This window comes from Microbulbifer sp. S227A, assembly GCF_049800935.1.
The window spans coordinates 961,244-983,236 of the sequence record NZ_JBNAFZ010000001.1 but is presented as its reverse complement, the minus strand read 5'-3'; the positions used below and the strand labels follow the sequence as shown (position 1 = coordinate 983,236).

The following is a 21,993-nucleotide window of genomic DNA, read 5'->3' as shown; positions in this document are numbered from 1 at the left end:
CGCGGCCGCGCCGCATGGTCAGTCGGCGGGTGCGGCCCGCAATTCGTCTTCCAGCGCGCGTTCGACCGCACCGCGCGGCTTGGTGAACCGGGCAAGCAGGTCATAGAGCACCGGCGTCACCACCAGCATCAGGGCCGACGCCATGGCCAGCCCGGCGATGATCACGGTGCCGATGGCATTGCGGCTTTCGGCCCCCGCGCCCGTGGCGAGGACCAGCGGCAAGGCCCCGAGAATGGTGGACAGCACCGTCATCACGATGGGGCGCAGCCGCAGCACCGCCGACAGGATCACCGCTTCGCGGGTGGATTTTCCCTCATCCCGCAGCTGGTTGGCGAATTCGACGATCAGGATGCCGTTCTTGGCCACCAGACCAATCAGTAGGATGATCCCGATCTGGCTGTAGATATTCAGCGACAACCCCCCGAGTGCCATGGCATAGATCGCGCCCGCGATCCCGGCGGGAACGGTCAGCAGTATCGTGACAGGGTGCACAAAGCTCTCGAACTGGGCGGCGAGCACAAGGAACACGATCAGCAGCGACAGGGCAAAGACCATGCCGGTCCCCGCCGAGGTATCCTTGAAGGTGCGCGATTGCCCTTCATAGCCCAGCTTGCCGGCCGCCGGCAGGATGGTGCTGGCGGCGGCTTCCAATTCGCTCAGAACGCCGCCCAGATCGGCCCCCGGAGCCAACGCGCCGGAGAGCTGCACCGAGGGCAGGCGATCGAACCGCCGCAGCGAAGGCGAGGCGGCATTCTCGGTGACCGACACCAGCGCGCCCAGGGGCACCAGCGTTTCGCCATCGCCCGAGCGGATAAAGATGTTGTCGATATCCGAAGGCGACCGGCGGTCCTGTTCCTCGGCCTGCAGGATGACCGGGTATTCGCGCCCCCGGCTGACAAAGGTGGTGACCTGCCGCGAAGCGAGCATGGTCTGCATGGTGTTGGCGACCGTATCGATCGCGATGCCCAGATCATCGGCGCGGGCTCGGTCGATATTGACCTCGAGCTGGGGCAGGTTCTGTTCAAAATTGATCTCGGGATTGGCCAGCCCTTCGATCTGTTCCGCCTGCGCCAGCAGCGCGGTGGCCCAATCCTTGACGCTGTCGAAATCCGGGCCGCTCACCACGACCCGCACCGGGGTGGAGTTGCCGCGCAGACCCAGCCCCGCCGGCGTGACCGGAAAGCCGCGAGCCAGGGTCAGGCGGGCGATCTGCGGCGCGATGCGCCGAACCACGTCCGCCACCGGCATGACCCGCTCTTCCCACGGGGCCAGGCGGAACACCACAAAGGCCCGCCAGGCGCGGTTGCCAAAACCGGAAAAGGCAAAGACGCTCTCGATCACGCCCTCGTCGCGCAGGGGTTGCAGGATGTCCTCGACCTGCTGGGCGGCCAGGTCGGAATATTGCACCGTGCTGCCCTGCGGCGCCGTCAGGGGCACAAACCCGACGCCGCGATCTTCGCGCGGGGCGAGTTCGCGGGGCAGGGTGTCATAGAATAGCGCCGCGCCGCCGGTCACGGCCAGGGCGAGGGCCAGCACCACCAGCGGCATACGCAACATGCGCGTCAACAGCGCGGCATAGGCGCGCTGGACCGGGCCGCTCGGGGCATCCGTGGGGTGTTCGGTGGGCGCGGCCTTGCGGCGCAGGATCTTTGAGGCCAGCGCCGGGCAGGCGGTCAGCGCCACAAAGGTGGAAATCGCCACCGTGCCCGCCATGACCCAGCCAAACTCGATGAACAGCCGCCCGACCTGCCCCGGCATGAAAGACAACGGGATGAAAACCGCAATCAGCGTGACCGACGTGGCCAGCACCGCAAATGTCACCTGCCGTGCGCCGCGCAGGCTGGCGACCATCGGGCTTTCGCCGTTTTCGATCCGCCGCTGGATGTTCTCGAGCACCACGATGGCGTCATCCACCACCAGCCCGATGGCCAGCAACAGCGCCAGCAACGTCAGGGTGTTCGTTGAAAACCCCCAGACACCGATCAGCACGAACACCCCGAGCAATGACACCGGAATGGTGATCGCGGGGATCAACGTGGCGCGAAAGCTGCGCAGGAACAGCAGGATGACCAGAACCACCAGGCCCAGCGAGATGAACAGCGCCTGCACGACTTCGCGGATCGAGGCCCCGACGAACAGCGCATCATCCGAGCCGACATTGATCTCCATGCCGTCGGGCAGGGTCTGGCGCAGCAGCGCGATCTCTTCCCGTACCGCATTGGAAATCCGCAGCGTGTTCGATTGGCTCTGCCGCTGGATTGCCACGCCCACAGCATCCTTGCCATCGCTGCGCGCAATGGTGGAATCGTCGGCCACGCCGGGTTCGACCCGGGCCACATCACTCAGGCGCACGGGATAGCCGCCCACCCGGTCAAGAACCACGTCGCGGAAATCGTCGATGCTTTTCAACCGGCTGTTCAGACGCACGGTCAGCTGCCGGTTGCGCGACGTGACCTCGCCGGCGGGCAGTTCAACATTGTTGCGGCGCAGGGCCTGTTCGACATCCGATACCGTCAGGCCGCGCGCCGCCAGCGCCCGGCGGTCGAGCCAGATGCGCACCGCAAAGGACCGCTCGCCATAGATTTGCAGACTGGCCACACCATCCAGCGTCGCCAGCCGGTCGGCGATGAAACGGTCGACATAATCGGTGATCTCGGCGGTTGTCATCCGGTCCGAGGTGATCGCCAGCCGCATTACCGGATCGGCATCGGCATCGCTTTTCTCGACTTCGGGCGTGTCGGCCTCTTGGGGCAGGTCGTCGCGCACGCGGCCGACCGCATCACGCACATCGTTGGCGGCCACCTCGATGTCGCGGCCGACCTCGAATTCGATCGTCACCCGCGACCGGCCCTGGCGGCTTTCCGAGCTGATCGAGCGAATGCCCGAGATCGAGGCAACCGCACCTTCGACGGTTTCGGTGATATCGGTGTCGATCACTTCGGGGGCGGCGCCGCGATAATCGGTGGTGATCGTGACCACCGCGTTGTCCACATCCGGCAATTCCCGAACCGGGATGTCGCGCAGCGCGCCAATGCCGAACACGATCAGCAGCAGGCTGGCGACCGCCGCCAGGACCGGGCGGCGGACCGAAATGTCCGAGAGCGTCATGAATCGGCCCCGTCAATCGGCGTTTCGTCCGCCTTCGCGCCCAGAACCTCTACCGGGTTGCCATCATGCACCCGGTGCAGCCCGCGCACCACCACATCGGTGCCCGCGTCAAGCCCGGACAGCACCGCAACCCTGCCGTCGCGCCGCTGTCCGGTGGTCACGCGGGTTCGTTTGGCGATGCCGTCCTGAACCGCAAAGACATAGGTTTCGGCGGCCTGAAAAATGATCGCCTCTTCGGGGACCACGACAAATTCATCCTGCGACAGCGTCAGTTCCAGCGCCATGAACATGCCCGCCGGCAGCACGCCGTCGGGGTTCGGAATGATCGCCCGGGTGCGGAACGAGCGGCTGACGGGGTCGATCCGGCTGTCCACGGCGGCGATTTTGCCATCAAAGCCCTGGCCCGGAAAGGCGATGCTGGTCGCGACCAGCCGCTGGCCGACGCGGGCGCGGGCAAACAGGGTTTCAGGCAGCGAGAATTCGACTTCGACCTCGCTCAGGTCATCCAGCCGTGCAATGAGCGTACCGGTGGCCACCCGCGCGCCACGGTCGATTTCGGCCAGCCCGACCACGCCGGAGAACGGCGCGCGGATGCTGCGTTCGTTCAGGTGCTGGCGGGCGCGGTCCAGTTCCGCACGCGCTTCTGCGAGCCGGGCAATCGAGTCTTCCAGCGCCGCTTCGGCCACCGCGTTGCTGTTGCTGAGCTGGGTCATCCGCTCGAACACCTTGCCGCGCTCGCGCAGGCGGGCCTCGGCCTCGGCGAGGTTGGCGCGCTCGATCGTGTCGTCCAGCCGCACCAGCACAGTGCCCTCGCTGACCTGTTCGCCGGCGGTGAAATTCATCTCGATGATGCGGCCCTCGGCCTGTGGCACGATCTCGACGGATTGGCGCGCGCGGGTGGTGCCGACGGCTTCGACCGTCTGGCTCAGGATCGTGGTTTCGGCGCGCGCAAGTTCCACCACCGCCGCGCGCGAACGGCCCGGTGCCGTATTGCCGGCTTCCCCGGAGGGGCCGGCATAGCGTGTGAAACCCTCATAGCCGCCAAGCGCAAGCAGGGCGAGCAGGCCAAGGATCAGGAGCTGTTTCCAGAGAGACACGCCGTGGGTATCCGAAGTTGCGACAGGACCTCGCGTCGTCCATCGCAATCAACGTAAAGAAGCCGCGCGAAATGGCAACTGCTGTTGACGGCGCGCAGGGGCTATGCGTCCGGCGTTGGGGCTCCTGCCGCCGCGAGGCTTGCATTGGAATAGCGCGCATCCTCGGTCACATCGCGGCCAAACCATGCGGGGGGCTGAAAGCCCGAGGCAGCCTCGACCGTCGCAAACTCGACCTCGACCAGCACAAGCGGTGCAAGCGTGCCTTCGAAAACATCAAGCTCAAACGTCACGCCCCCGGCAAGCTGGCCAATCCAGCGGGTCTTTTCCACGCGCCGTCCTTCGGTCGCGGGCCAGAACAGGTCAAAATGCGCCTGCGAGATCTCCGCCTCGCATTCCATACGCTCAAGCCCGGCCCCCTTTTTCATCGTGGTCAGATAGGTTTCTCCCTTCTGGCGCAGGCGGATTTCGACCGAATCCGCCTTGTCGGTGAGATACCCCTGCCGGATGGGTACGGCGCGTGCACCGGCCAGGTCCGGCAGCTCCGCCACCAGAAACTTGCGCTCGATCTCGGTGCCGCCGCTCATTTCAGGTGGTCCATCACGTCGGTATGCAGAGCCCGGTATGCCTTGGCCGCGGCATGGCCGCTGGCATAGGTCGCCACCGGGGCGCGGTGAATGCCCATCTTTTCGACCTCGGACGTAAAGGGGATGCTGGTGCCCAGAAACCGCTTGCGATGTTGCTTGCGCATTCTCACTTCCGTCTCGCGATGCAGTTTCTTTGACCGCTGCACCATCGAAAAGAACCCCAGGATCTTCTTGCGCTCAAGCTTGTTGGCCCTGAAGAACTCCATCAGCTGCTCGAACGTGTGCTCGGAGAGCGAGGTCGGGATCACCGGGACAACGATGCAATCGGCGGCGCGGAACACGTTTTCCGACAGGGTCGAGATATTGGGCGGGCAATCGAGGATGATGGTGTCATACTCGCTGCCGCCGGCCTTGAGCGCCTTTTTGAGCCGCGACCGGCTGTTCTTCATCCGCGACAGGAAGATGTCGAAATCGCGAAAGCTCAGATTGGCGGGCAGGATGTCGAGATTGTCGAAATCGCTGGCCCGGATTGCCCCGGTGAATCGCTCTACATCCTTGAAAAAGCTGGTATCTTTCAGCTTCTTGGAGGCTTTTACGCGAAAATAATAGCTCGACGCGCCCTGGGGGTCGAGGTCGCACATCAGGGTGCGCGATCCGGCCTCGGCAAAGGCATGCGCCAGGTTCACGGCGGTCGCGGTCTTGCCGACACCGCCCTTGTTCGAATAGCAGGCGATGATTTTCATGACTTGCCCTTTGCAACATGGAACAGGGTGCGAAACGTGTCGCGGGTCGATTTGCTGTTGAAATTGGCAAAGCTTTTCATGACCTTGGCGCGTTCCTCAAGCTGTTTGCGGTGCAGTACAGCCACCAGCGCCCCGACGCTCTGGGCGATTTCCAGGTTCTTCTTTTCCGGCGTGCGGCCCAGATCGTCGAGCAGGGCGCGCAGGTTGTCCTGTTGCACCGAGTAATCGTTGAACAGCCCGAGATTGTCCTGCAATTTCTTGAGAGGTTTCAGAATGCTCTGGAACTCGGCCTTGGGAAAGACCGGGCCAAAGAACTCCATGAGATAGCGCAGTTTCTTGCACTGGATGCGCAGGCGGTGAACCTCTTCATCCTCGGTTGAGGCGTCGATTCCGGCGGCGATCTTGCAGACCTTGCGATACCGTTTCCAGATCAGCGCGCGCGAGTAATCCAGCGCCGGGCGGTCCGCGTCGGGCCCGCGCTTGATCTTCTTGGGTTTGGCGAACAGCGCCGCAAGGGCGCTCATCTCCTGCCGGTAGGGTTTGCTCTTGAGGTGCTCCGTCAGGGTGGCCTGTGCGTGTTCGCGTTGATCCGCGAACATGTCGAACAGCTGCGCGAGCCCCGGGTGCAGGGTGTCGGGCAGCAGCGCAAAGAACTTGTCCTTTTCCGCCAGATAGACATCGAGGTCGCGCAGGCGGCCGGTCGGAGACATCAGGTCAGAGAACCGGGTCTTGAGGCCGAGCGTGGCCTTTTCGCTGTAGACGCCGGAAAACAGGCTGAGCACCGAGCGGATCTTGCGCAACGCGATCCGGTAATCATGCAGGAATTCGGTGTCGATATCGTCGATGATCCCCGGCTCGTTGGCCTCGGCGATGGGCAGGTAGGTGCCGATGATGCTGTTGGCGGCGTCAAAGGCCGCTTCGTCCTGTCCAACCATGATCCTGGGTTTGGCGACATAGCTACGGCGACCGGGAAACAGCGCGGCATAGACCGGCCCGTCACCAAGCGGTGCGCCGCCATTGGCGATGATCTGCCTGCGTACCTGCTCCAGCGCCTTGTCATAGCCGCGCAGCCCCTGAAGCGTGACGATGGCGACCGATCCCCCCGGTTCCGTGGTCATCAGCCGCAGGATCGCCCGCACGCGGGTTTTCTGTTCGCCATCCACCAGCGCGAGCCGCACCGTCTGCAATTCGCCTTGACCAAGCGGCAGCAGCGCCCGCAGCGCCGACACATCGCCAAGCGCCGCCTTGACCGGGCCGTCGGCAAGGTCGGCGACAAAGCGGCCGCCGCGCGTCGCGGGCTGGCTGAGCAGACCATGTTGCGGTGTCAGCAATTCGAGCGTGTCGCCGGTGATACAAAGCAATTTGCCCGCGCTGCTTAGGGTGTCGTCGAACGTGTCGAGCAGCTGGAACGCGCGGCCGGGTTCCTCGCAGGTCACGACCGGTTTCAGCTTGCCAAACGGGATGCCGGGCAGGTCGCTCGCCGGGATGGCGGGCAGGCAATAATGGTCTGTCTGTGTCATCAGTCCTTCTTTCGCGGGGCGTCGAGATACGCCTCGATAAGCTGCTCAACGATCTTCTGAACGCTGGATTCTTCCTCAATGGCTCGTATTTTCAACGCCTTCAGGGTCTTCTTGCTAAGGCGCAGCGACGTGTTTTTCTTGTCGTCTTTCCCTGGCTCCGCGCCACGTCCGTCGGTTTTGGCCATGTTGTGTTTCCCGAATTGTGACGTCAAAATGTCATGACTTCGAATCGCGCGCAACCCCGTATCTGCGCGGGTGTGAATTCCGGTGGCAATGGCCGTTCTTCCCGTTCGAATTGCCGACATGACCCACTTGAGACGTTCAATCGAACATGCCAGAGTGACCCCATCATTTTGTGTAACGAGCCAGGCGAATTCACATATATGCCCCGAACCAAGCCACAAGTCGCCGCGCTCCCTGTTCGCCTCAACAAGCGGAACAGGGTTGAGGTCTTGTTGGTGACATCGCGCGGGTCCGGTCGCTGGTTGCCGCCCAAAGGGTCCGAGATGAATGGCAAATCGCGCCGCAAATCCGCAGAGATCGAAGCGCGGGAAGAGGCGGGCGTCTGCGGCAATGTCGCCGACCGGCCGATTGGCCGGTACGCCTTTGCCGGCAAGGCGCGCGGCGGCAAGGTCGGGGGGCGGATCATCCTTTACCCGATGCTGGTGCGCTCGGTGCTCAAACGGTGGAAGGAATGCCACGAGAGAAAGCGCCGCTGGTTCACCCTCAAGCAGGCCGCGCGGGTGGTGCGCGAGCCCGAGCTTCAGCACATCCTGCTGTCGCTGAAGTCGGAGCCCGCGATCAAGCGATTGCTGCGCCGCGCCGTCTAGGGTTCACGGCACAAGGGCGTCGATCAAGGCGACCAGCCAAATTTCGCCGCAACCGGTGGCGTCGATCACAATGGCGTCTGCTGTCCTTTCGCTCGTTTTGCATCTGCGGTATGGGGCAGGTCGAGCCGGGTCGTGGCGTCATTGCCTGGCGTTGCATCAAGAGGAACCCGCTCATGCCGTTTCGCCGTCTCGTGCTTGGCGTCCTGCTGGCCGGTGCTGTACCCGCCCTGGCGCCGGCGCAGCCCGCCGACCGCCTGTCCATTGAACTGAACACGGTTCAGGACGTCGGGGGGGCCTGCCGCCTGACCTTTGTGATCGCCAACGATACCGGAATGCAGATCGACAAGGCCGTGTTCGAGACGGTGATCTTTGACACGGCGGGCGCGGTGGTGAGCCTGTCGCTCTTCAATTTCCGCGATCTGCCCGCCGCGCGCCCGAGGGTGCGCCAGTTTGAACTGCCCGGGGTCGCCTGTGACACGGTGGGGCGGGCGTTGATCAACGGTGCAAGCTCTTGCATCGTGGACGGGGCCGAGAACGCGATCTGCGAGGATGCGCTTGTGCTGCGCAGCCGCCTGTCGGTGGAGTTGCTCGGATGAACCCGATTGATACCTTGCTTGGTCTGTTTTCACTTGGCGGCCCGGTGGTTGTCATCCTGCTGGTGATGTCGGTGCTGGCTTTCGGGGTTGCACTTTACAAGCTCTGGCAGTTCTCGGCCTGTGGGGTGGGCCGCCACCGGGTCTTGTCCGAGGCGCTGACGGCATGGGATGACGGTGATCGTCAACGCGCCCGCGCCCGGCTTGCCGAAAGCCGCAGCTATCTCGCGCCGCTGCTGGGAACGGCGATGAACGCGCCAGGGCAACCGGGCCTCGAAGGGCGGCTCGATGCAGAAGCCGGTCTGGCGCTGGCCGGGTTGGAGCGGGGGTTTCGCTTTCTGGACACGGTGGCGCAACTTGCGCCGCTGCTGGGCCTGTTCGGGACGGTTCTGGGCATGATCGAAGCGTTTCGGAGCCTGCAAACCGCCGGCACCTCGGTTGATCCGTCGCTGTTGGCGGGAGGGATCTGGGTGGCGCTGATGACCACGGCGGTCGGGCTTGCGGTGGCGATGCCGACCTCGATGATCCTTGCCTGGTTCGAGAGCCGCACGGCGCGCGAGCGGGTCTTTGCGGACAAGGCGCTGCGCACGGTTCTGGCACCGGCGCAGAGCCATGCGTAACACCGCGCCCTTTGTTCGGCGCCGCATGTCGATGACGCCGCTCATCGACGTGATCTTTCTGTTGTTGCTGTTTTTCATGCTGTCTTCGACCTTTTCCAGCTTTGGCGAGATCGAGCTGAGCCAGGCCACCGGTGGCGGTACCGGTTCGGATGCGCCGTCCGAGCGGGTGTTCGTGCAATTGGGGGCCGAACGCCTCGTGTTGAACGGCACGCCGGTCACGCTCGAGGATCTGGCGGCACAGATCGAGACCGGTCTGGTCCTGGTGAGCCTCGATGCCGACGCAACGGCGCAACGGGTGGTGGACCTTCTTGTGCGGCTGCGCGGTCGCGACGGGCTGACTGTCACGGTGCTGGAGTAGTCGCATGATCCGGCCTGCCCTCCCGCGCAAACCCCGTGATGCCACCATCGCGATGATCAACGTCATTTTCTTGATGCTGATCTTTTTCCTCATCGCCGGCACGGTTGCGCCACCGCTCGATCCCGATCTTGCGCTTGTCGACACGGCGGGGCTGGAGGGGCGCGAGCCGCCGGACGCGCTGGTGCTGCACAGGGACGGATCGCTCAGCTTTCGCGGCGACGCAACAACCCCCGAGACGTACATGGCCCGGCATGTTCCGGGCCCGGTGCGGATCGTGCCGGATCGCGCGGTTTCGGGGCCGCGCCTGATCGAGGTTACCGGCCAGCTGCGCCGGTTGGGCGCGCCGTCGGTGATCCTTGTGACCGAGCGGGCGCTGAAATGATCCCGCGTTCCGCGGTCATCGCCGCGGCGGCGCTGGTGCTGTCGCTGGTGCTGCATCTGCTGGGCCTGGGGTGGAGTTCGCTCGACCGGGTGGAACCGGAGATCCAGGACAACACCGGCGACGTGGTGGCGATGGGCAACGCCTTTGAGGATGTCGCCGAAGCAGTCTCGGACCCGGTTCCGCCCGAACCTGCGCCGGCCCCCCAATCCCCGCCCGAGCCCGAGCAGACCGAGGCCACGACATCGCAAGCGCTGGTGGCCTCGCCGTCTCCGGAACAGGTTTTTGCGCCGCAAGGTTCGCCCGGCGAGCCCTCCGAACCGGTTGCACCGCAAGAGGCACCGGCCCCCGCCGCCGCCCCTGCGCCGCAACCGGTGCCTCCCGAGCAGGTCGCCGCGCTGCCGCCGGAACCCGCCGAACCCGTGGCCGCGCCGGACACGTCGGAACCGGTCGCGGACCCGCAAGAGGTGACACCGCCAGAGCAGGTTGAGGACACGCAACTGGCGGTAGCGGCCTCGCCCCGCCCGCGTCTGCCCGAACGCCAGCCCGAGGCGCAGGGCACCCCCCGCCGCGACGAGGCCGACGCGTTCAGTAACCTGTTGTCGCCGCCGCTGATCGAGTCGCCGCTGGCGGCCTATATGCGGGGGGAAACACAGCTTGACGTACAGCCATCGGGCGGCTCGGGCTTTCTCGGGTCCAGCGGATCGGGGAATGCCGGCGAGACCAATTATGCCGGGCGCGTCCTGGTGCATTTGAACCGGTCGCTGACCGTTAAGGTGACCGGCTATGGCGCGGCCTGGGTGTTCTTTCAGATCAACCCCGATGGTTCCCTGGCCAGTGTGAGCATCATCGACAGCAACGGTTCGCAAGAGTTGCGCAATGCCGCGATTCAGCAGGTGCGCAACGCGGCCCCGTTTCCAAGACCGCCAGATGGCAAAAGCCGGCAGCTGACCTTCATCTATCGCAACCGGTGATCCCGGCCCACCGGGCACGGCGTAACGGCCCGGTTCGTTGCAAACCGGGCCGTCGCGTGTTTCGGTCTTGCGCAGGGCGACGGCGGGGCCGCCCTGCAATTTCGCCTAGCAGGCCAGCGCCTTAGACACCTGCGTCGAGGTCATCCAGACCACCGGCAAGATCGGCACCGAACATGTCGCTGGCATCCTCTCCGCCTCCTGACGCGCCACCGGCATCGATGGCACAGGCGTCGGTGCCGCAGGCATCGGTCTCTTCGCTGCCACCATCGGCACCACAGGCAAACCCGCCCGCGGGTGCGGGCTCGTCACCTTCGTCGCCCTCGTTGCCTTCGTTTCCTTCGGTGCCTTCATTGTCGGCCTCGTTGCCTTCGTCGCCTTCGTCGTTGGGCGTGTCTTCATTGCCCTCGTTGCCTTCGTCGGCTCCGGGCTCGTCACCCTCGTCGCCTTCGTTTCCTTCATCGCCCTCGTTGCCTTCGTCAACGCCGGCTTCGTTTCCTTCATCGCCCTCGTTGCCCTCGTTTCCTTCGTTGCCTTCGTCGAGCCCGGCTTCATCGCCTTCGTCGCCTTCGTTGCCTTCGTTGTCCTCGTTGCCGTCATCGCTGCCGATCGGGCCGCTTTCGTTGCCCTCGTTGCCTTCGTCGGCACCGGGTTCGTTGCCTTCGTCGCCCTCGTTTCCTTCATCGCCTTCATTGCCCTCGTCGGCGCCAGGCTCATCGCCCTCGTCGCCTTCGTTGCCTTCGTTGCCTTCGTTGCCCTCGTCGGCACCGGCTTCGTTTCCTTCGTCGCCTTCGTTGCCCTCGTCGCCTTCATTACCTTCGTCGTTGGGCGTGAATTCGTTGCCCTCGTCACCCTCGTCGACCGAGGATGCCTCGCTGCCCTCGTTGCCTTCGTCGGCCTCGTCGCCTTCATTGCCTTCGTCGCCTTCATCGGCCCCTACCAGATCGGGATCGGACGGTTCGTTGCCCTCGTTGCCCTCGTCAAACAGATGTGGCTCGTTGCCTTCGTTTGCTTCGTCGCCCTCGTTGCCTTCATCGCCCTCGTTTCCGGCAAAGTCGGGGTCCAGGGGCTCATTGCCTTCGTTGCCCTCGTCAAAGAGATGCGGTTCGTTGCCCTCGTTGCCTTCGTTTCCTTCGTTGCCCTCGTCGTTTTCGTTTCCTTCGTCGCCCTCGTCGTGGATCTCGTTGCCTTCGTTGCCTTCATCACCCTCGTTGTTCTCGTCGTGCTCGTCGTCTTCGTTGTCCTCGTCGCCTTCGTCGCCTTCGCCGCCTTCGTTTCCTTCGTTGCCCTCGTTGTCCTCGTTGCCTTCGTCTTCGAAGTCAAAGATGCTTTCATTGCCTTCGTCGTCCTCGTCGCCCTCGTTGTGTTCGTCGCCTTCGTCGTTTTCATTGCCCTCGTTGTTCTCGTTGCCCTCATTTCCCTCGTTGCCTTCGTCGCGTTCGTTGCCTTCGTTGCCTTCGTCGCCGCCTTCGTCGCCCTCGTCGCCTTCGTCGCCTTCGGTGCCTTCGTTGTTCTCGTCGCCTTCGTCGCCTTCGCCGCCTTCGTTGCCTTCATTGCCCTCGTTGTCCTCGTTGCCTTCGTCTTCGAAGTCAAAGAGGCTCTCATTGCCTTCGTCGTCCTCGTCGCCTTCGTTGTGTTCGTCGTTTTCGTTGTCCTCGTTGCCTTCGTTGCCCTCGTTGCCTTCGTTATGTTCGTCGCCTTCGTCGCCCTCGTTGCCTTCGTTGCCTTCGTCGCCTTCAAAGCCGTCGTCGAATTCGTCGCCTTCGTTGCCTTCATCGCCCTCATTGCCGTTGAAATCCGGGTCGATCGGTTCGTTGCCTTCGTTTCCTTCGTCAAAGAGGTGCGGTTCATTGCCCTCGTTGCCTTCGTCACCTTCGTTGCCTTCGTCATTCTCGTTGCCGGCGAAATCGGGGTCGGCTGGCTCGTTGCCCTCGTTGCCTTCATCAAAGAGATGCGGCTCGTTGCCTTCATTGGCCTCGTTGCCTTCGTTGCCCTCGTCGTCCTCGTTGCCTTCGTTGGCCTCGTCGCCCTCGTCACCTTCGTCATAGGTATGTGCCGGATCCGGGGGCGGCATGCCTCCGATCACGATGGCGGCCTCGGCGGCGCTCAGTTCGGTGATGTCTTCGATCTCGCCGTCACAGGCGGCAGTGGTCGAGCGCAGGGATGCAAAGAGTTTCATAATTTAAGTCTCCAATTTGGTTGGTGAAACGACCCCGGCGGGATCGCCTCGGTTTGGACCGGACCCGAAATTGGTCTGGCCGCTCTCGTGGTTCGCGCCTTGGAAAAATTTCCGGCGCATGATGGAGAACCCGAAAGACTCCCACGTGTGATGGTGGCCCGTCAGCACTCCATCATCATTGGTCGTTGGACTGTTTTTCTGATGTCAGTCGTCGAAATTGACGAACCCCCGCGCGGATGCGCAAGGAAACAGTTGCTCGGCCATAGAAAACTCGGTTCGGGAAAGACAGCATGACTGCCCATCCCGACGCATAGCCATTAAATTGATTTTTCGAAGATCGGCACGCAGCCAGCGGGCAACAGCACCGCAGTCTTCGATTTTAGCCCTCGAACCGGAGAATAGATACCGGTCCGCCTCAGTCCCTTCAGTTGTGAATTTACCATAGCACACAACCCGACTTTTGCGAAGGCATGGTATTCGTGACCACGTCCGGACTATGCGGAGCAGGTTGGGGGCGGGTGCTAGTCGGTGAGCCCGTAGGCGAGGCGGATGGCCTTTTGCGTGCCGGGGCCGAATTGGCCATCGATGGCACCGGCATAGAAATCCACGTCCCGCAGCCGGGATTGCAACGCGCGGCGGGTTTGCGGGCTGAACATGTTGGGGCGGGTCGTCAGCAGGTCGAGCACGTCGGCGCTCCCTGAGCGCAGGGCGGCATAAAGGTAGTCGGCGGCATCTGCCGGCCCCTTGGTTTCGATCAGCCCGTCATCGATCAGGGCCGCAAAGTTGAACAGCGCCTGCGGATGTCGCAGATCGGCGGCACGTTCAAAGAATTCCAGCGCCTTTTGCGGATTGGCAGGCAGGCCCAGCCCGCCCTGGTAATGCATGAACCCCAGATCGTTGATCGCGTCGGCGTAGTCCTGCGCGGCGGATTGCTGGTACAGTTCAAGTGCGCGGGCCTGGTCAACCGGCACCCCGGTGCCGCGCTCATAGATCTTGGCAAGCTCGAACTGGGCCTCTGCGGAACCGGCGGCCGAGGCCCGTTCAAGAAAGGCAACCGCCTGTTCCGGGTCAAAGCGCCCTTCGTTGGGGTTCAGCCGCATATACGCCAGCCCCAGCATCGACCGCGTATCGCCCAGCTTGGCAAGCGCCAGAAGCTGGTCCTCCTGATCGGGTTTGATCGCGGCCCAGGCGGCCTGGCCGGCAATGCCCGAAATGTCGATCTGTCCGGCGGCGGCACCGGCCAGGTAAAACGGAATACCGGTCAGCGAGCCATAGGTATGCGGCTCTTGCAGGTTGTTGGTCTCGTGCAGAACCATGTCGCGGACCTGCCGGAACATCAGGCTGATTTCCAGCCCGGGTTCCGCCATCTTTGAGATCAGCGCCTTGGCATAGGGGCTGTTTTCGCCGGTCCCGTCCAGCGCCACCTGACCATCGCGCGCGGCAAAAGCAACCAGCGTGCCGCGATCCGGGCGGGCCGGGGCGAGGCCGCCACCGCCACGGGTGGCCTGGTCGGTGCTCTGAGACGGCTCGGGCGTTGTCGCGGCCAGGTCGATGGCGTCACCTAGCGGGTTGTCGCGGCAGCTGTCGAGGATCACGATCCGCATCTTGCGGGCGTTCTCCACCGAGGCAAGCATCTGCTTGAGCGAGATCGACTGCCGCTGCACATCGAGATTCGAGCGGATTTCCGCATCGACCGGAATCAGGAAATTCTCGCCCTGCACCTCGACCCCGTGACCCGCGAAATAGATCAGGGCGAGATCGGCGGTTTCGGAGCGAAAGGCGAAATCATCCATCAGCTGGTGCAATTCCGCACCGGTCGCATCCAGCGACAGGGTCACGTCAAAGCCGATACCCTCGAGCGTGCGGGCAATGGCGCGGGCATCGCGGCGGGTGTTGTCCAGGGGTTCGATGGTCTGATACGCGCCCAGCCCAAGCACCAGCGCCACCCGTTCGGTGGCCGCCCATGCGGCGCCGGTCATCGTGCAAAGCATGAAGACTGCGACAAATCTGATCGCGAAACCCATTCCGTTTCCTGTTGTGGTTCTTGCACCCGCAGGCGGCACTCTAGCGCAAACAGACTGGAATTACAGGTCAGATATTCGTGACCTTTGCCGACCTTGCGGTGTCGTGAACGACACAGACAGGTGGGCCGCGTGCTGTTCAGTCTGTGGCATTTGCAAACGGAGTGCAGCGATGACCATACCGGCCTTTGACAGGCTTCTGGACGAGGCCCGCAAAGCCCATGCCGCCCATGCGGCGCTGCGGGAGTTCTGTCCGTTTCCCGCCGATCTCGCACCAATAGCGATCACGCCGCATCGCAGCGGCGCGGCGGACCTGATGGCGGCGCGGCCCGGCATTGCCGAGCCGTCGCTGGCCGGGTTGCGCGACGACTTTCTCGCGGCGGCGGATTGCGCGAGTTGGCGGGACACCTATCGCGACACGGATATCGGCGAGGATTTCCTGGCGCGATTCGGATGTTATTGCCTGATTGGCGAGGGCGGCGGCTGGCGCAGCGCGCAGATGGCCAGCTATGTGGTCTATATGCCGCCCGGGCTGTATTACCCCTGGCATCAGCATCCGGCGGAAGAGCTCTATCTGGTGCTGTCCGGTCAGGCTGAATTCTATCGCGCGGGCGCGCCGGGCGCGCTGCTGGCGTCAGGGGACAGTGCGTTTCACGCCGCAAACCAGCCGCACGCGATGCGAACCCTCGATCAACCGGTGATGGCCTATGTGCTCTGGCGCTCGGACCTGCATGTGCCGCCGGTCCTGACCGGGGGAGAGCCCGCGAACCTGTCTGGCCTGGGCGAATTGCCCTAGGCCGTTTCGCGCAAGGGGCGGGTCAGCCCGCCAAGGGTCAGGATATGGCCAACCACTTCGTCCACGCCCTTGCCCGCCTTGATCCCGGCAAAGACAAAGGGACGGGCCCCGCGCATGCGGCGGGCGTCGCGGTCCATGACCTCAAGCGACGCGCCCACATGCGGCGCGAGGTCGGTCTTGTTGATGATCAGCAGGTCCGACTTGGTGATCGCCGGTCCACCCTTGCGCGGGATTTCCTCGCCCGCGGCGACATCGATCACGTAAAGCGTGATGTCGGCCAGTTCCGGGCTGAACGTGGCGGAAAGGTTGTCGCCACCGGATTCGATCAGCACGATTTCCAGGTCGGGAATGCGTTCGGTCAGTTCCGCCACCGCCGCCAGGTTGATCGACGCATCCTCGCGGATTGCCGTATGTGGACAGCCGCCGGTTTCCACGCCCTTGATCCGCTCCAGCGGCAGCGCCTGCATCCGCATCAGCGCCTCGGCGTCTTCCTGCGTGTAAATGTCATTGGTGATCGCCGCGACGGAAAAATCGTCGCGCAGGGCACGGCACAGGGCGGCGGTCAGGGTGGTCTTGCCCGCGCCGACGGGACCGCCGATGCCGACCCGAAGGGGACCATTGGGAGAAGTCATGAGCGAAAGAGCCTCGAATATTGGGTTTCGTGTTTCATCGACGCGATGTCCGCGGCAAAGCAGCAGGTGCCGATATCATCAGGCGTGAGCGATTGTGCCTCGTGCACAAGCCTCTGGCACAGGGCGGCGGCGGCGGCCAGCGCCGCTTGCCCCTCGGTCTGTCCCAGCGGGACCAGCCGGATGGCGGCCGAGGTCAGGTTGCCGGCAAAGGCGTGCAGATACATTGCCAGCGTCCCGGCCAGCGGCAGCCCGAGCATTCGCGCAGCCGCCCCAACCGCAACGGGATAGCACAGGTCGCCCAAAGGCGCGGGCCAGATATCGGAGGTCAGCGTGGCAAAGGCTCTGCCTTGCAGGGCGGTTTCCATCAACCGCTCGCGAGAGGGCGCAAGCGCGCGCGCCGTGGCGTCGATCTCGGCCAGCGCATCGGCACGCGTCGCGCGATAGGCGGCGGTCAGTAGTATGGCATCCGACCGCCCCGAGCCGTGCTCCAGAATATCGCCGAGCCATGCGCCAAAACCCGCCGCATCGACGACATCGCCGCATTCGACCGCCCATTCCAGCCCGTGCGAATAGCTGAATGCCCCCACCGGATAGGCGGGCGACAGCCATTGCGCCAGCGTCAGTAGCGCGGCGGTATCAGTGGGCATGGGAATGGGTGCGGCCATGCCCGTATGCGCCGCCTTCCGGGGTAAAGGGTTCGGTGATTTCGCGGGTTGCCGCGCCGATCTTGGCCAGCATGTCGCGAATGACGTGATCGCGCTGGATCAGCAGGCGGTCGCCCTCGATCTGGCAAGGCGTATGCCGGTTGCCGATATGCCAGGCAATGCGCGCCAGGTTGTCGCCGGTCACTTCGAGCAGCGGCTCGGGCGCGGCAAAGACGTGAACTTCTTCCCCGGTTTCAAGCAACAGCGCAAACCCGTGTCCCAGCGACGTGGTCTTGGGCAGGTCGACCAACAGGGGCCGTCCGTCATCGAGTTGCAGCACCTTGCGGCGGAGAAAGCGCGCGTCATAGTCCAGATGCACGGTGCCGAAAGGGACGGTGCTGTGGCAATGGTCGCTATAGGCGCGGGCAGAAATCGGGGGGGCGGTCATGACTGCCCCCCGATGGGCGTCAGGCCCAGAAGACGTCGTGGAAGACGTGACGCGCGATATCGGTGCGCTTGAGGCCGCGCTCTTCGAGTTCTTCGTCGCTCAGCCGTTGCAGCGCCTCGACCTGGCGAATGCGTGCATTCGACGTGCTCATGATGACCAGCGCGTTGCCGATCGTCGAAAAGAAGCGGCTGATCAGGTTGCCCGAGGGGGCAAAGGCCTGGTGGTCTGCTGTGTAGTGTGACATTGGACTTTATTCCGGTCGTGTTGTGGTCTCTTTTGATGCGACACAGGTAGGGCGCGGGCGAGACATGTACTAGGTATGTTTCGGCATAGCCGCCGTGCGTTCCGCGAATGGCTGAGCCGCTGGCGGATGCCGGTTGTGCGCGGCCCTTCAGGCCGCAAACCCGACTCAGACGTGCATGTAGTCGCGAAAGACATAGCGCACGATATCCTCGCGCGTGATGCCCATTGCCGCCAGTTCCGCGTCGGACTTGGCGTTCAGGCGATTGATCTGATCCATGCGCGAACGGCTTTCCGCATAGGTAATGAAACCCCGCTTTACCGCGGCGAAAAAGCTGCTCAGGCGCGAAGGGCCGTGGCCGGTGATGGAGAGTGTTGTCATTGGAAACCTCGATCAAAGTTGTTTCAGGTTTCCTCCCTTGTGAGCAGAGATAGCATTTGGTCTCCCGGGGCACCATTGCCGATGTGGAATGGTCGCTATGCATATGCAGCATTTGTGACGTAACCCTTTCTTCAAAAAAGGAAATATCGTTGCGCCATGGGCAAGACCTCTGCCGGTTGGCAGGTCAGCAACTCGCCATCTGCGCGCACTTCGTAGGTTTCGGGATTGACCTCGATCACCGGAGTCGCGTCGTTCAGGCACAGGTCCGCCTTGCCGATATTGCGGGTATTGCGGATCGCGGCGGTATCCTTGGCGAGCCCTAGCGCGGCACCGATCCCGTCCGCCTGCGCCGCCTGGGACACGAACAATAGGGCCGAGCGTTCGACCGCCCGCCCATAGGATGCGAACATCGGGCGGGAATAGACCGGCTGCGGTGTCGGGATCGAGGCGTTGGGGTCTCCCATTTGGGCACAGGCGATGGTGCCGCCCAGCAGTACCATTTCCGGTTTCACCCCGAAAAACGCCGGGTTCCACAGTACCAGATCGGCGCGTTTGCCTTCCTGGATGCTGCCGATCTCGTGGCTCATGCCGTGGGCGATGGCCGGGTTGATGGTGTATTTGGCAATATAGCGGCGCACGCGCATGTTGTCGTTGTCGCCGGTCTCCTCGGGCAATGCGCCGCGTTGTTTCTTCATCTTGTCGGCGGTTTGCCAGGTGCGGATCAGAACCTCGCCAACCCGGCCCATGGCCTGGCTGTCGGACGCGATGATCGAAAACGCGCCCATGTCATGCAGGATATCCTCGGCGGCGATGGTCTCGCGGCGGATGCGGCTTTCGGCAAAGGCCACGTCTTCGGGGATCGACTTGTCCAGGTGGTGACAGACCATCAGCATGTCGAGATGTTCCTCGACCGTGTTGACCGTGAAAGGCCGCGTCGGGTTGGTCGATGAGGGCAGCACATGTTGCTCGCCGCAGATCTTGATGATGTCGGGGGCGTGGCCACCCCCCGCGCCCTCGGTGTGAAAGGCGTGGATGGTCCGGCCTTTCATCGCGGCCACGGTGTTTTCCACAAATCCGCTTTCGTTCAGCGTGTCGGTGTGGATCATCACCTGCACATCCATGTCGTCGGCGACGGACAGGCAGCAATCGATCGCGCCCGGCGTGGTACCCCAGTCTTCGTGCAGCTTCATCGCACAGGCCCCGGCCCGGACCATTTCAACCAGCGCGGCGGGCTGGCTGGCATTGCCCTTGCAGGACAGGCCGAAATTCATCGGAAAGGCATCCAGCGCCTGCAACATCCGCCCGATATGCCAGGGCCCCGGCGTGCAGGTGGTGGCCAGCGTGCCATGCGCCGGGCCGGTGCCGCCGCCCAGCATGGTGGTGACGCCGGAATGCAGCGCGTCTTCGATCTGTTGTGGACAGATGAAATGGATATGGCTGTCAAACCCGCCCGCGGTCAGGATGCGCCCCTCGCCGGCAATTGCCTCGGTGCCGGGGCCGATCACGATATCGACGCCCGGTTGTGTGTCGGGGTTGCCGGCCTTGCCGATCTTGTGGATGCGCCCGTCACGCAGGCCGACATCCGCCTTGTAGATGCCCGAATGATCCACGATCAGCGCGTTGGTGATGACCGTATCGACCGCGCCATCGGCCCGCGTGGCCTGGGATTGGCCCATGCCGTCGCGGATCACCTTGCCGCCGCCGAACTTGACCTCTTCACCATAGGTAGTGAGGTCGCGTTCGACCTCGATGATCAGGTCGGTATCGGCGAGCCGGACCCGGTCCCCGGTGGTGGGGCCGAACATGGCGGCATAATCGGCGCGGGCGATTTGGGTGGGCATGATGCAGAGCCTCGCTGGTTTGTTATTGGGATGGCCGGTTTGGGATGAAGCCCAGTGTCGACCGCGCAGAGATTGCGCGGCTGGTTTTGATTTGGCTGTTTCGAAAGCGGTTTGCCAGTCGGCTCCTTGATCAGTAGGCACGCGCGGCGGTAGCGCCGGGCAGCCCCCGACCGCCCCCCTGGGCGGGGGCTTTGCCCCCACCCGCGGCCGGGAGCTGCCCTTGATGATATGCAGGCGCGTGCGGTCACGCCGGATGCGCCGCGTTGCGCGATGCAGGGCGCACGCCGGCGCCTGATCTATGCCGCGGCGCGCCCATCAGACCAGGGCCATGACGCGGGCCGGGCCGCCGCTGCCGCCCCGGTGTTTGGGGGCGCCGACCACCAGCGTGGCCCCGGATGCGGGCACCTGATCAAGCCCCGCAAGGCATTCGATGCCATAGCGATTGCTGGGCAGCCAGGCGTAATGCGTGGCGAAATCGGCCGAGGGGCCATGGTCCAGCGACAGCGTGTCCACCGCCATCGCGACCGCGCCGGTTTCCTCGATCAGCATCGCCGCCGTTTCCACGTGAAACCCCGGGAAATGCATGACCCCATCGCCATCGGCATTGCGGAAGCCGTCGCCGCCGGTCTTGCCGGCCCAGCCCGAGTGCATCGCGACACAGGCCCCGTCCGGGATCGGGCCATTGGTGGCGGTCCATGCCTTGACATCGTCCGGGGTGACCTGCGCATCCGCGTCCTGCGCCGCGCGTGCGGCGATGTCGATCACCGCCAGCGGACAGACAAGGTTGCCCACCGGGATTTCATCGACCGACTGCCCGTCCGCGGAAAAGTGCAGCGGCGCATCCACATGGGTGCCGGTGTGTTCGTTGATCGCCAGCTGGAACAGGTTAAAGCCGTCCTTGTCGAATTTGAACATTTGTTCGGCGGTAAAGCCCGGCGCGCCGAAATAGGTGGGAAAGTCGTGATCATAGGTGTGGGTCATGTCGACGACGCCGCCATGCCCCGCTGCCATTGCCGGTGCCGCACCCGTGCCCGCCAGCGCCGCCGTTGCCGTGGCCGCCGCGCCCGCCTTGAACAAGGCTCGGCGTGACAACATCCGGTCCTTGACCGCGTTCATTACGCAAATATCACACATTGGTCGTCTCCCTGAGATGGTTGGCTGTTCTGGCGATTGCCGCCATCTCGATCTAACACCGCCATCGCGGGATCAGTCCAGTTTTCCCATCACCGCCTGGTTGAAGCCGAACACCACCCGGTTCCCGGCCAGCGGGATCAACGAGACCTCGCGCCGTTGGCCGGGTTCAAACCGCACCGCCGTGCCGGCGGCGATGTCGAGCCGCTGGCCGCGTGCCGCCGCCCGGTCGAATTCCAGCGCGGCGTTGGCCTCGGCGAAATGGTAGTGGGACCCAACCTGAACCGGGCGGTCGCCGGTATTGGCCACCATCAGGGAGACGGCAGCGCGATCGGCATTCAGGGTCAGCTCGCCCTCTGCGGTCAGGATCTCGCCGGGGATCATTTCCTGCGCGCCCGGATCGCCACCGCAGCGCCAAGCGCCGTGACAATCAGGCTCAGGCCCAGCACCAGCGACATGTAGTCGGTCTCATGCACATGCAGTTCGGGCGAGGAATGGGCCAGCGCGGGACCGGCGAGCAAGCTCAGCAGAACAAGGGGAAGGGGGGTCATGGTATACTCCGGTTTCTGGGATCAGCGGATCGGGTCATGGACGGTCACCAGCTTGGTGCCATCGGGAAAGGTCGCTTCGACCTGCACTTCGTGGATCATTTCGGGCACGCCGGGCATGCATTGATCGCGTGTTATGACCTGCGCGCCGGCCTGCATCATCTCGGCCACGCTGCGCCCGTCGCGCGCGCCCTCGACCACCGCGTCGGTGATCAGGGCAATGGCTTCGGGATGGTTCAGCCGAACCCCGCGCGCCAGCCGTTTGCGCGCGACTTCGGCGGCCATCGCCACCAGCAGCTTGTCTTTTTCGCGGGGTGTCAGTTGCATG

At 64.0% G+C, this 21,993-nt stretch carries 25 protein-coding genes; 7 read left to right on the top strand and 18 right to left on the bottom strand.

Annotated features, from left to right (window positions below):
• Positions 1-18: 18 nt before the first annotated feature.
• The 6 genes from ACP15R_RS04680 to ACP15R_RS04655 form a co-directional block, all read right to left on the bottom strand.
• The gene (locus ACP15R_RS04680; protein WP_424985217.1) at positions 19-3,108 is read right to left on the bottom strand and encodes an efflux RND transporter permease subunit; all 3,090 of its coding nucleotides are present in this window, start codon (positions 3,106-3,108) and stop codon (positions 19-21) included.
• Positions 3,105-4,205: an efflux RND transporter periplasmic adaptor subunit gene (locus ACP15R_RS04675; RefSeq protein WP_424985216.1), complete on the bottom strand. Its 1,101-nt coding sequence runs from the start codon at positions 4,203-4,205 to the stop codon at positions 3,105-3,107. Before ACP15R_RS04675 ends, ACP15R_RS04680 begins: the two co-directional genes overlap by 4 nt.
• Before the next feature lie 101 nt (positions 4,206-4,306).
• A complete protein-coding gene (locus ACP15R_RS04670) occupies positions 4,307-4,789 on the bottom strand; it encodes a CYTH domain-containing protein (protein ID WP_424985215.1) in 483 nt (160 codons plus the stop codon).
• Complete coding sequence (locus tag ACP15R_RS04665; protein ID WP_424985214.1) at positions 4,786-5,532, bottom strand: ParA family protein; 747 nt, start codon at positions 5,530-5,532, stop codon at positions 4,786-4,788. Before ACP15R_RS04665 ends, ACP15R_RS04670 begins: the two co-directional genes overlap by 4 nt.
• Entirely contained in the window at positions 5,529-7,052 is a 1,524-nt protein-coding gene (locus tag ACP15R_RS04660) for a CHAD domain-containing protein (protein WP_424985213.1), read from the bottom strand. Before ACP15R_RS04660 ends, ACP15R_RS04665 begins: the two co-directional genes overlap by 4 nt.
• Positions 7,052-7,237, bottom strand: coding sequence for a ribbon-helix-helix protein, CopG family (locus ACP15R_RS04655; RefSeq protein ID WP_424985212.1), 186 nt, complete (start codon positions 7,235-7,237; stop codon positions 7,052-7,054). Before ACP15R_RS04655 ends, ACP15R_RS04660 begins: the two co-directional genes overlap by 1 nt.
• Before the next feature lie 33 nt (positions 7,238-7,270).
• Between ACP15R_RS04655 and ACP15R_RS04650 the strand changes: the two genes are divergently transcribed.
• The 6 genes from ACP15R_RS04650 (at position 7,271) to ACP15R_RS04625 (ending at position 10,806) form a co-directional block, all read left to right on the top strand.
• On the top strand, positions 7,271-7,882 hold the full coding sequence (locus ACP15R_RS04650; RefSeq protein WP_424985211.1) for an NUDIX hydrolase: 612 nt from the start codon (positions 7,271-7,273) through the stop codon (positions 7,880-7,882).
• Positions 7,883-8,055: 173 nt separating this feature from the next.
• Positions 8,056-8,478, top strand: coding sequence for a hypothetical protein (locus tag ACP15R_RS04645; RefSeq protein ID WP_424985210.1), 423 nt, complete (start codon positions 8,056-8,058; stop codon positions 8,476-8,478).
• Complete coding sequence (locus tag ACP15R_RS04640; protein ID WP_424985209.1) at positions 8,475-9,095, top strand: MotA/TolQ/ExbB proton channel family protein; 621 nt, start codon at positions 8,475-8,477, stop codon at positions 9,093-9,095. The genes ACP15R_RS04645 and ACP15R_RS04640 overlap by 4 nt, the downstream gene beginning before the upstream one ends.
• A complete protein-coding gene (locus ACP15R_RS04635) occupies positions 9,088-9,453 on the top strand; it encodes an ExbD/TolR family protein (protein ID WP_424985208.1) in 366 nt (121 codons plus the stop codon). The genes ACP15R_RS04640 and ACP15R_RS04635 overlap by 8 nt, the downstream gene beginning before the upstream one ends.
• 4 nt (positions 9,454-9,457) lie before the next feature.
• Positions 9,458-9,835: an ExbD/TolR family protein gene (locus tag ACP15R_RS04630; RefSeq protein ID WP_424985207.1), complete on the top strand. Its 378-nt coding sequence runs from the start codon at positions 9,458-9,460 to the stop codon at positions 9,833-9,835.
• Positions 9,832-10,806 (top strand): TonB family protein, encoded by a 975-nt coding sequence (locus tag ACP15R_RS04625; RefSeq protein ID WP_424985206.1) that lies wholly within the window; start codon positions 9,832-9,834, stop codon positions 10,804-10,806. The genes ACP15R_RS04630 and ACP15R_RS04625 overlap by 4 nt, the downstream gene beginning before the upstream one ends.
• Positions 10,807-10,927: 121 nt before the next feature.
• Here ACP15R_RS04625 and ACP15R_RS04620 read toward each other — a convergent pair whose 3' ends face one another.
• Positions 10,928-12,982, bottom strand: coding sequence for a hypothetical protein (locus ACP15R_RS04620; RefSeq protein ID WP_424985205.1), 2,055 nt, complete (start codon positions 12,980-12,982; stop codon positions 10,928-10,930).
• A 521-nt stretch (positions 12,983-13,503) separates the two neighbouring features.
• Positions 13,504-15,006 carry a caspase family protein gene (locus ACP15R_RS04615; protein WP_424985204.1) on the bottom strand — a complete coding sequence of 501 codons (1,503 nt, stop codon included), beginning with the start codon at positions 15,004-15,006 and terminating at the stop codon, positions 13,504-13,506.
• Positions 15,007-15,175: 169 nt separating this feature from the next.
• On the opposite strand from ACP15R_RS04615, the gene ACP15R_RS04610 reads away from it, so the two are divergent.
• A complete protein-coding gene (locus tag ACP15R_RS04610; protein ID WP_424985203.1) occupies positions 15,176-15,799 on the top strand; it encodes a dimethylsulfonioproprionate lyase family protein in 624 nt (207 codons plus the stop codon).
• Here the strand turns inward: ACP15R_RS04610 and ureG are convergent.
• From ureG to ACP15R_RS04560, 10 genes are all read right to left on the bottom strand, one after another.
• Positions 15,796-16,431 (bottom strand): urease accessory protein UreG, encoded by a 636-nt coding sequence (gene ureG, locus ACP15R_RS04605; protein ID WP_424985202.1) that lies wholly within the window; start codon positions 16,429-16,431, stop codon positions 15,796-15,798. The two genes, ACP15R_RS04610 and ureG, sit on opposite strands and share 4 nt — an antisense overlap.
• Positions 16,428-17,096 (bottom strand): urease accessory protein UreF, encoded by a 669-nt coding sequence (locus ACP15R_RS04600; protein WP_424985201.1) that lies wholly within the window; start codon positions 17,094-17,096, stop codon positions 16,428-16,430. The genes ureG and ACP15R_RS04600 overlap by 4 nt, the downstream gene beginning before the upstream one ends.
• Positions 17,068-17,523 carry an urease accessory protein UreE gene (locus tag ACP15R_RS04595; protein ID WP_424985200.1) on the bottom strand — a complete coding sequence of 152 codons (456 nt, stop codon included), beginning with the start codon at positions 17,521-17,523 and terminating at the stop codon, positions 17,068-17,070. Before ACP15R_RS04595 ends, ACP15R_RS04600 begins: the two co-directional genes overlap by 29 nt.
• A 19-nt stretch (positions 17,524-17,542) precedes the next feature.
• Positions 17,543-17,767 carry a hypothetical protein gene (locus ACP15R_RS04590; RefSeq protein ID WP_424985199.1) on the bottom strand — a complete coding sequence of 75 codons (225 nt, stop codon included), beginning with the start codon at positions 17,765-17,767 and terminating at the stop codon, positions 17,543-17,545.
• 165 nt (positions 17,768-17,932) lie between these two features.
• Complete coding sequence (locus tag ACP15R_RS04585) at positions 17,933-18,145, bottom strand: hypothetical protein (RefSeq protein ID WP_424985198.1); 213 nt, start codon at positions 18,143-18,145, stop codon at positions 17,933-17,935.
• Between the two features lie 131 nt (positions 18,146-18,276).
• A complete protein-coding gene (ureC, locus tag ACP15R_RS04580; protein ID WP_424985197.1) occupies positions 18,277-19,986 on the bottom strand; it encodes an urease subunit alpha in 1,710 nt (569 codons plus the stop codon).
• A 315-nt stretch (positions 19,987-20,301) separates the two neighbouring features.
• Positions 20,302-21,120 (bottom strand): cyclase family protein, encoded by an 819-nt coding sequence (locus ACP15R_RS04575; RefSeq protein WP_424985196.1) that lies wholly within the window; start codon positions 21,118-21,120, stop codon positions 20,302-20,304.
• 72 nt (positions 21,121-21,192) lie between these two features.
• Positions 21,193-21,501 (bottom strand): urease subunit beta, encoded by a 309-nt coding sequence (locus ACP15R_RS04570; protein ID WP_424985194.1) that lies wholly within the window; start codon positions 21,499-21,501, stop codon positions 21,193-21,195.
• Entirely contained in the window at positions 21,498-21,668 is a 171-nt protein-coding gene (locus ACP15R_RS04565; protein ID WP_424985193.1) for a hypothetical protein, read from the bottom strand. The genes ACP15R_RS04570 and ACP15R_RS04565 overlap by 4 nt, the downstream gene beginning before the upstream one ends.
• 21 nt (positions 21,669-21,689) lie before the next feature.
• Positions 21,690-21,992 carry an urease subunit gamma gene (locus tag ACP15R_RS04560; RefSeq protein ID WP_424985192.1) on the bottom strand — a complete coding sequence of 101 codons (303 nt, stop codon included), beginning with the start codon at positions 21,990-21,992 and terminating at the stop codon, positions 21,690-21,692.
• Position 21,993: the final 1 nt, after the last annotated feature.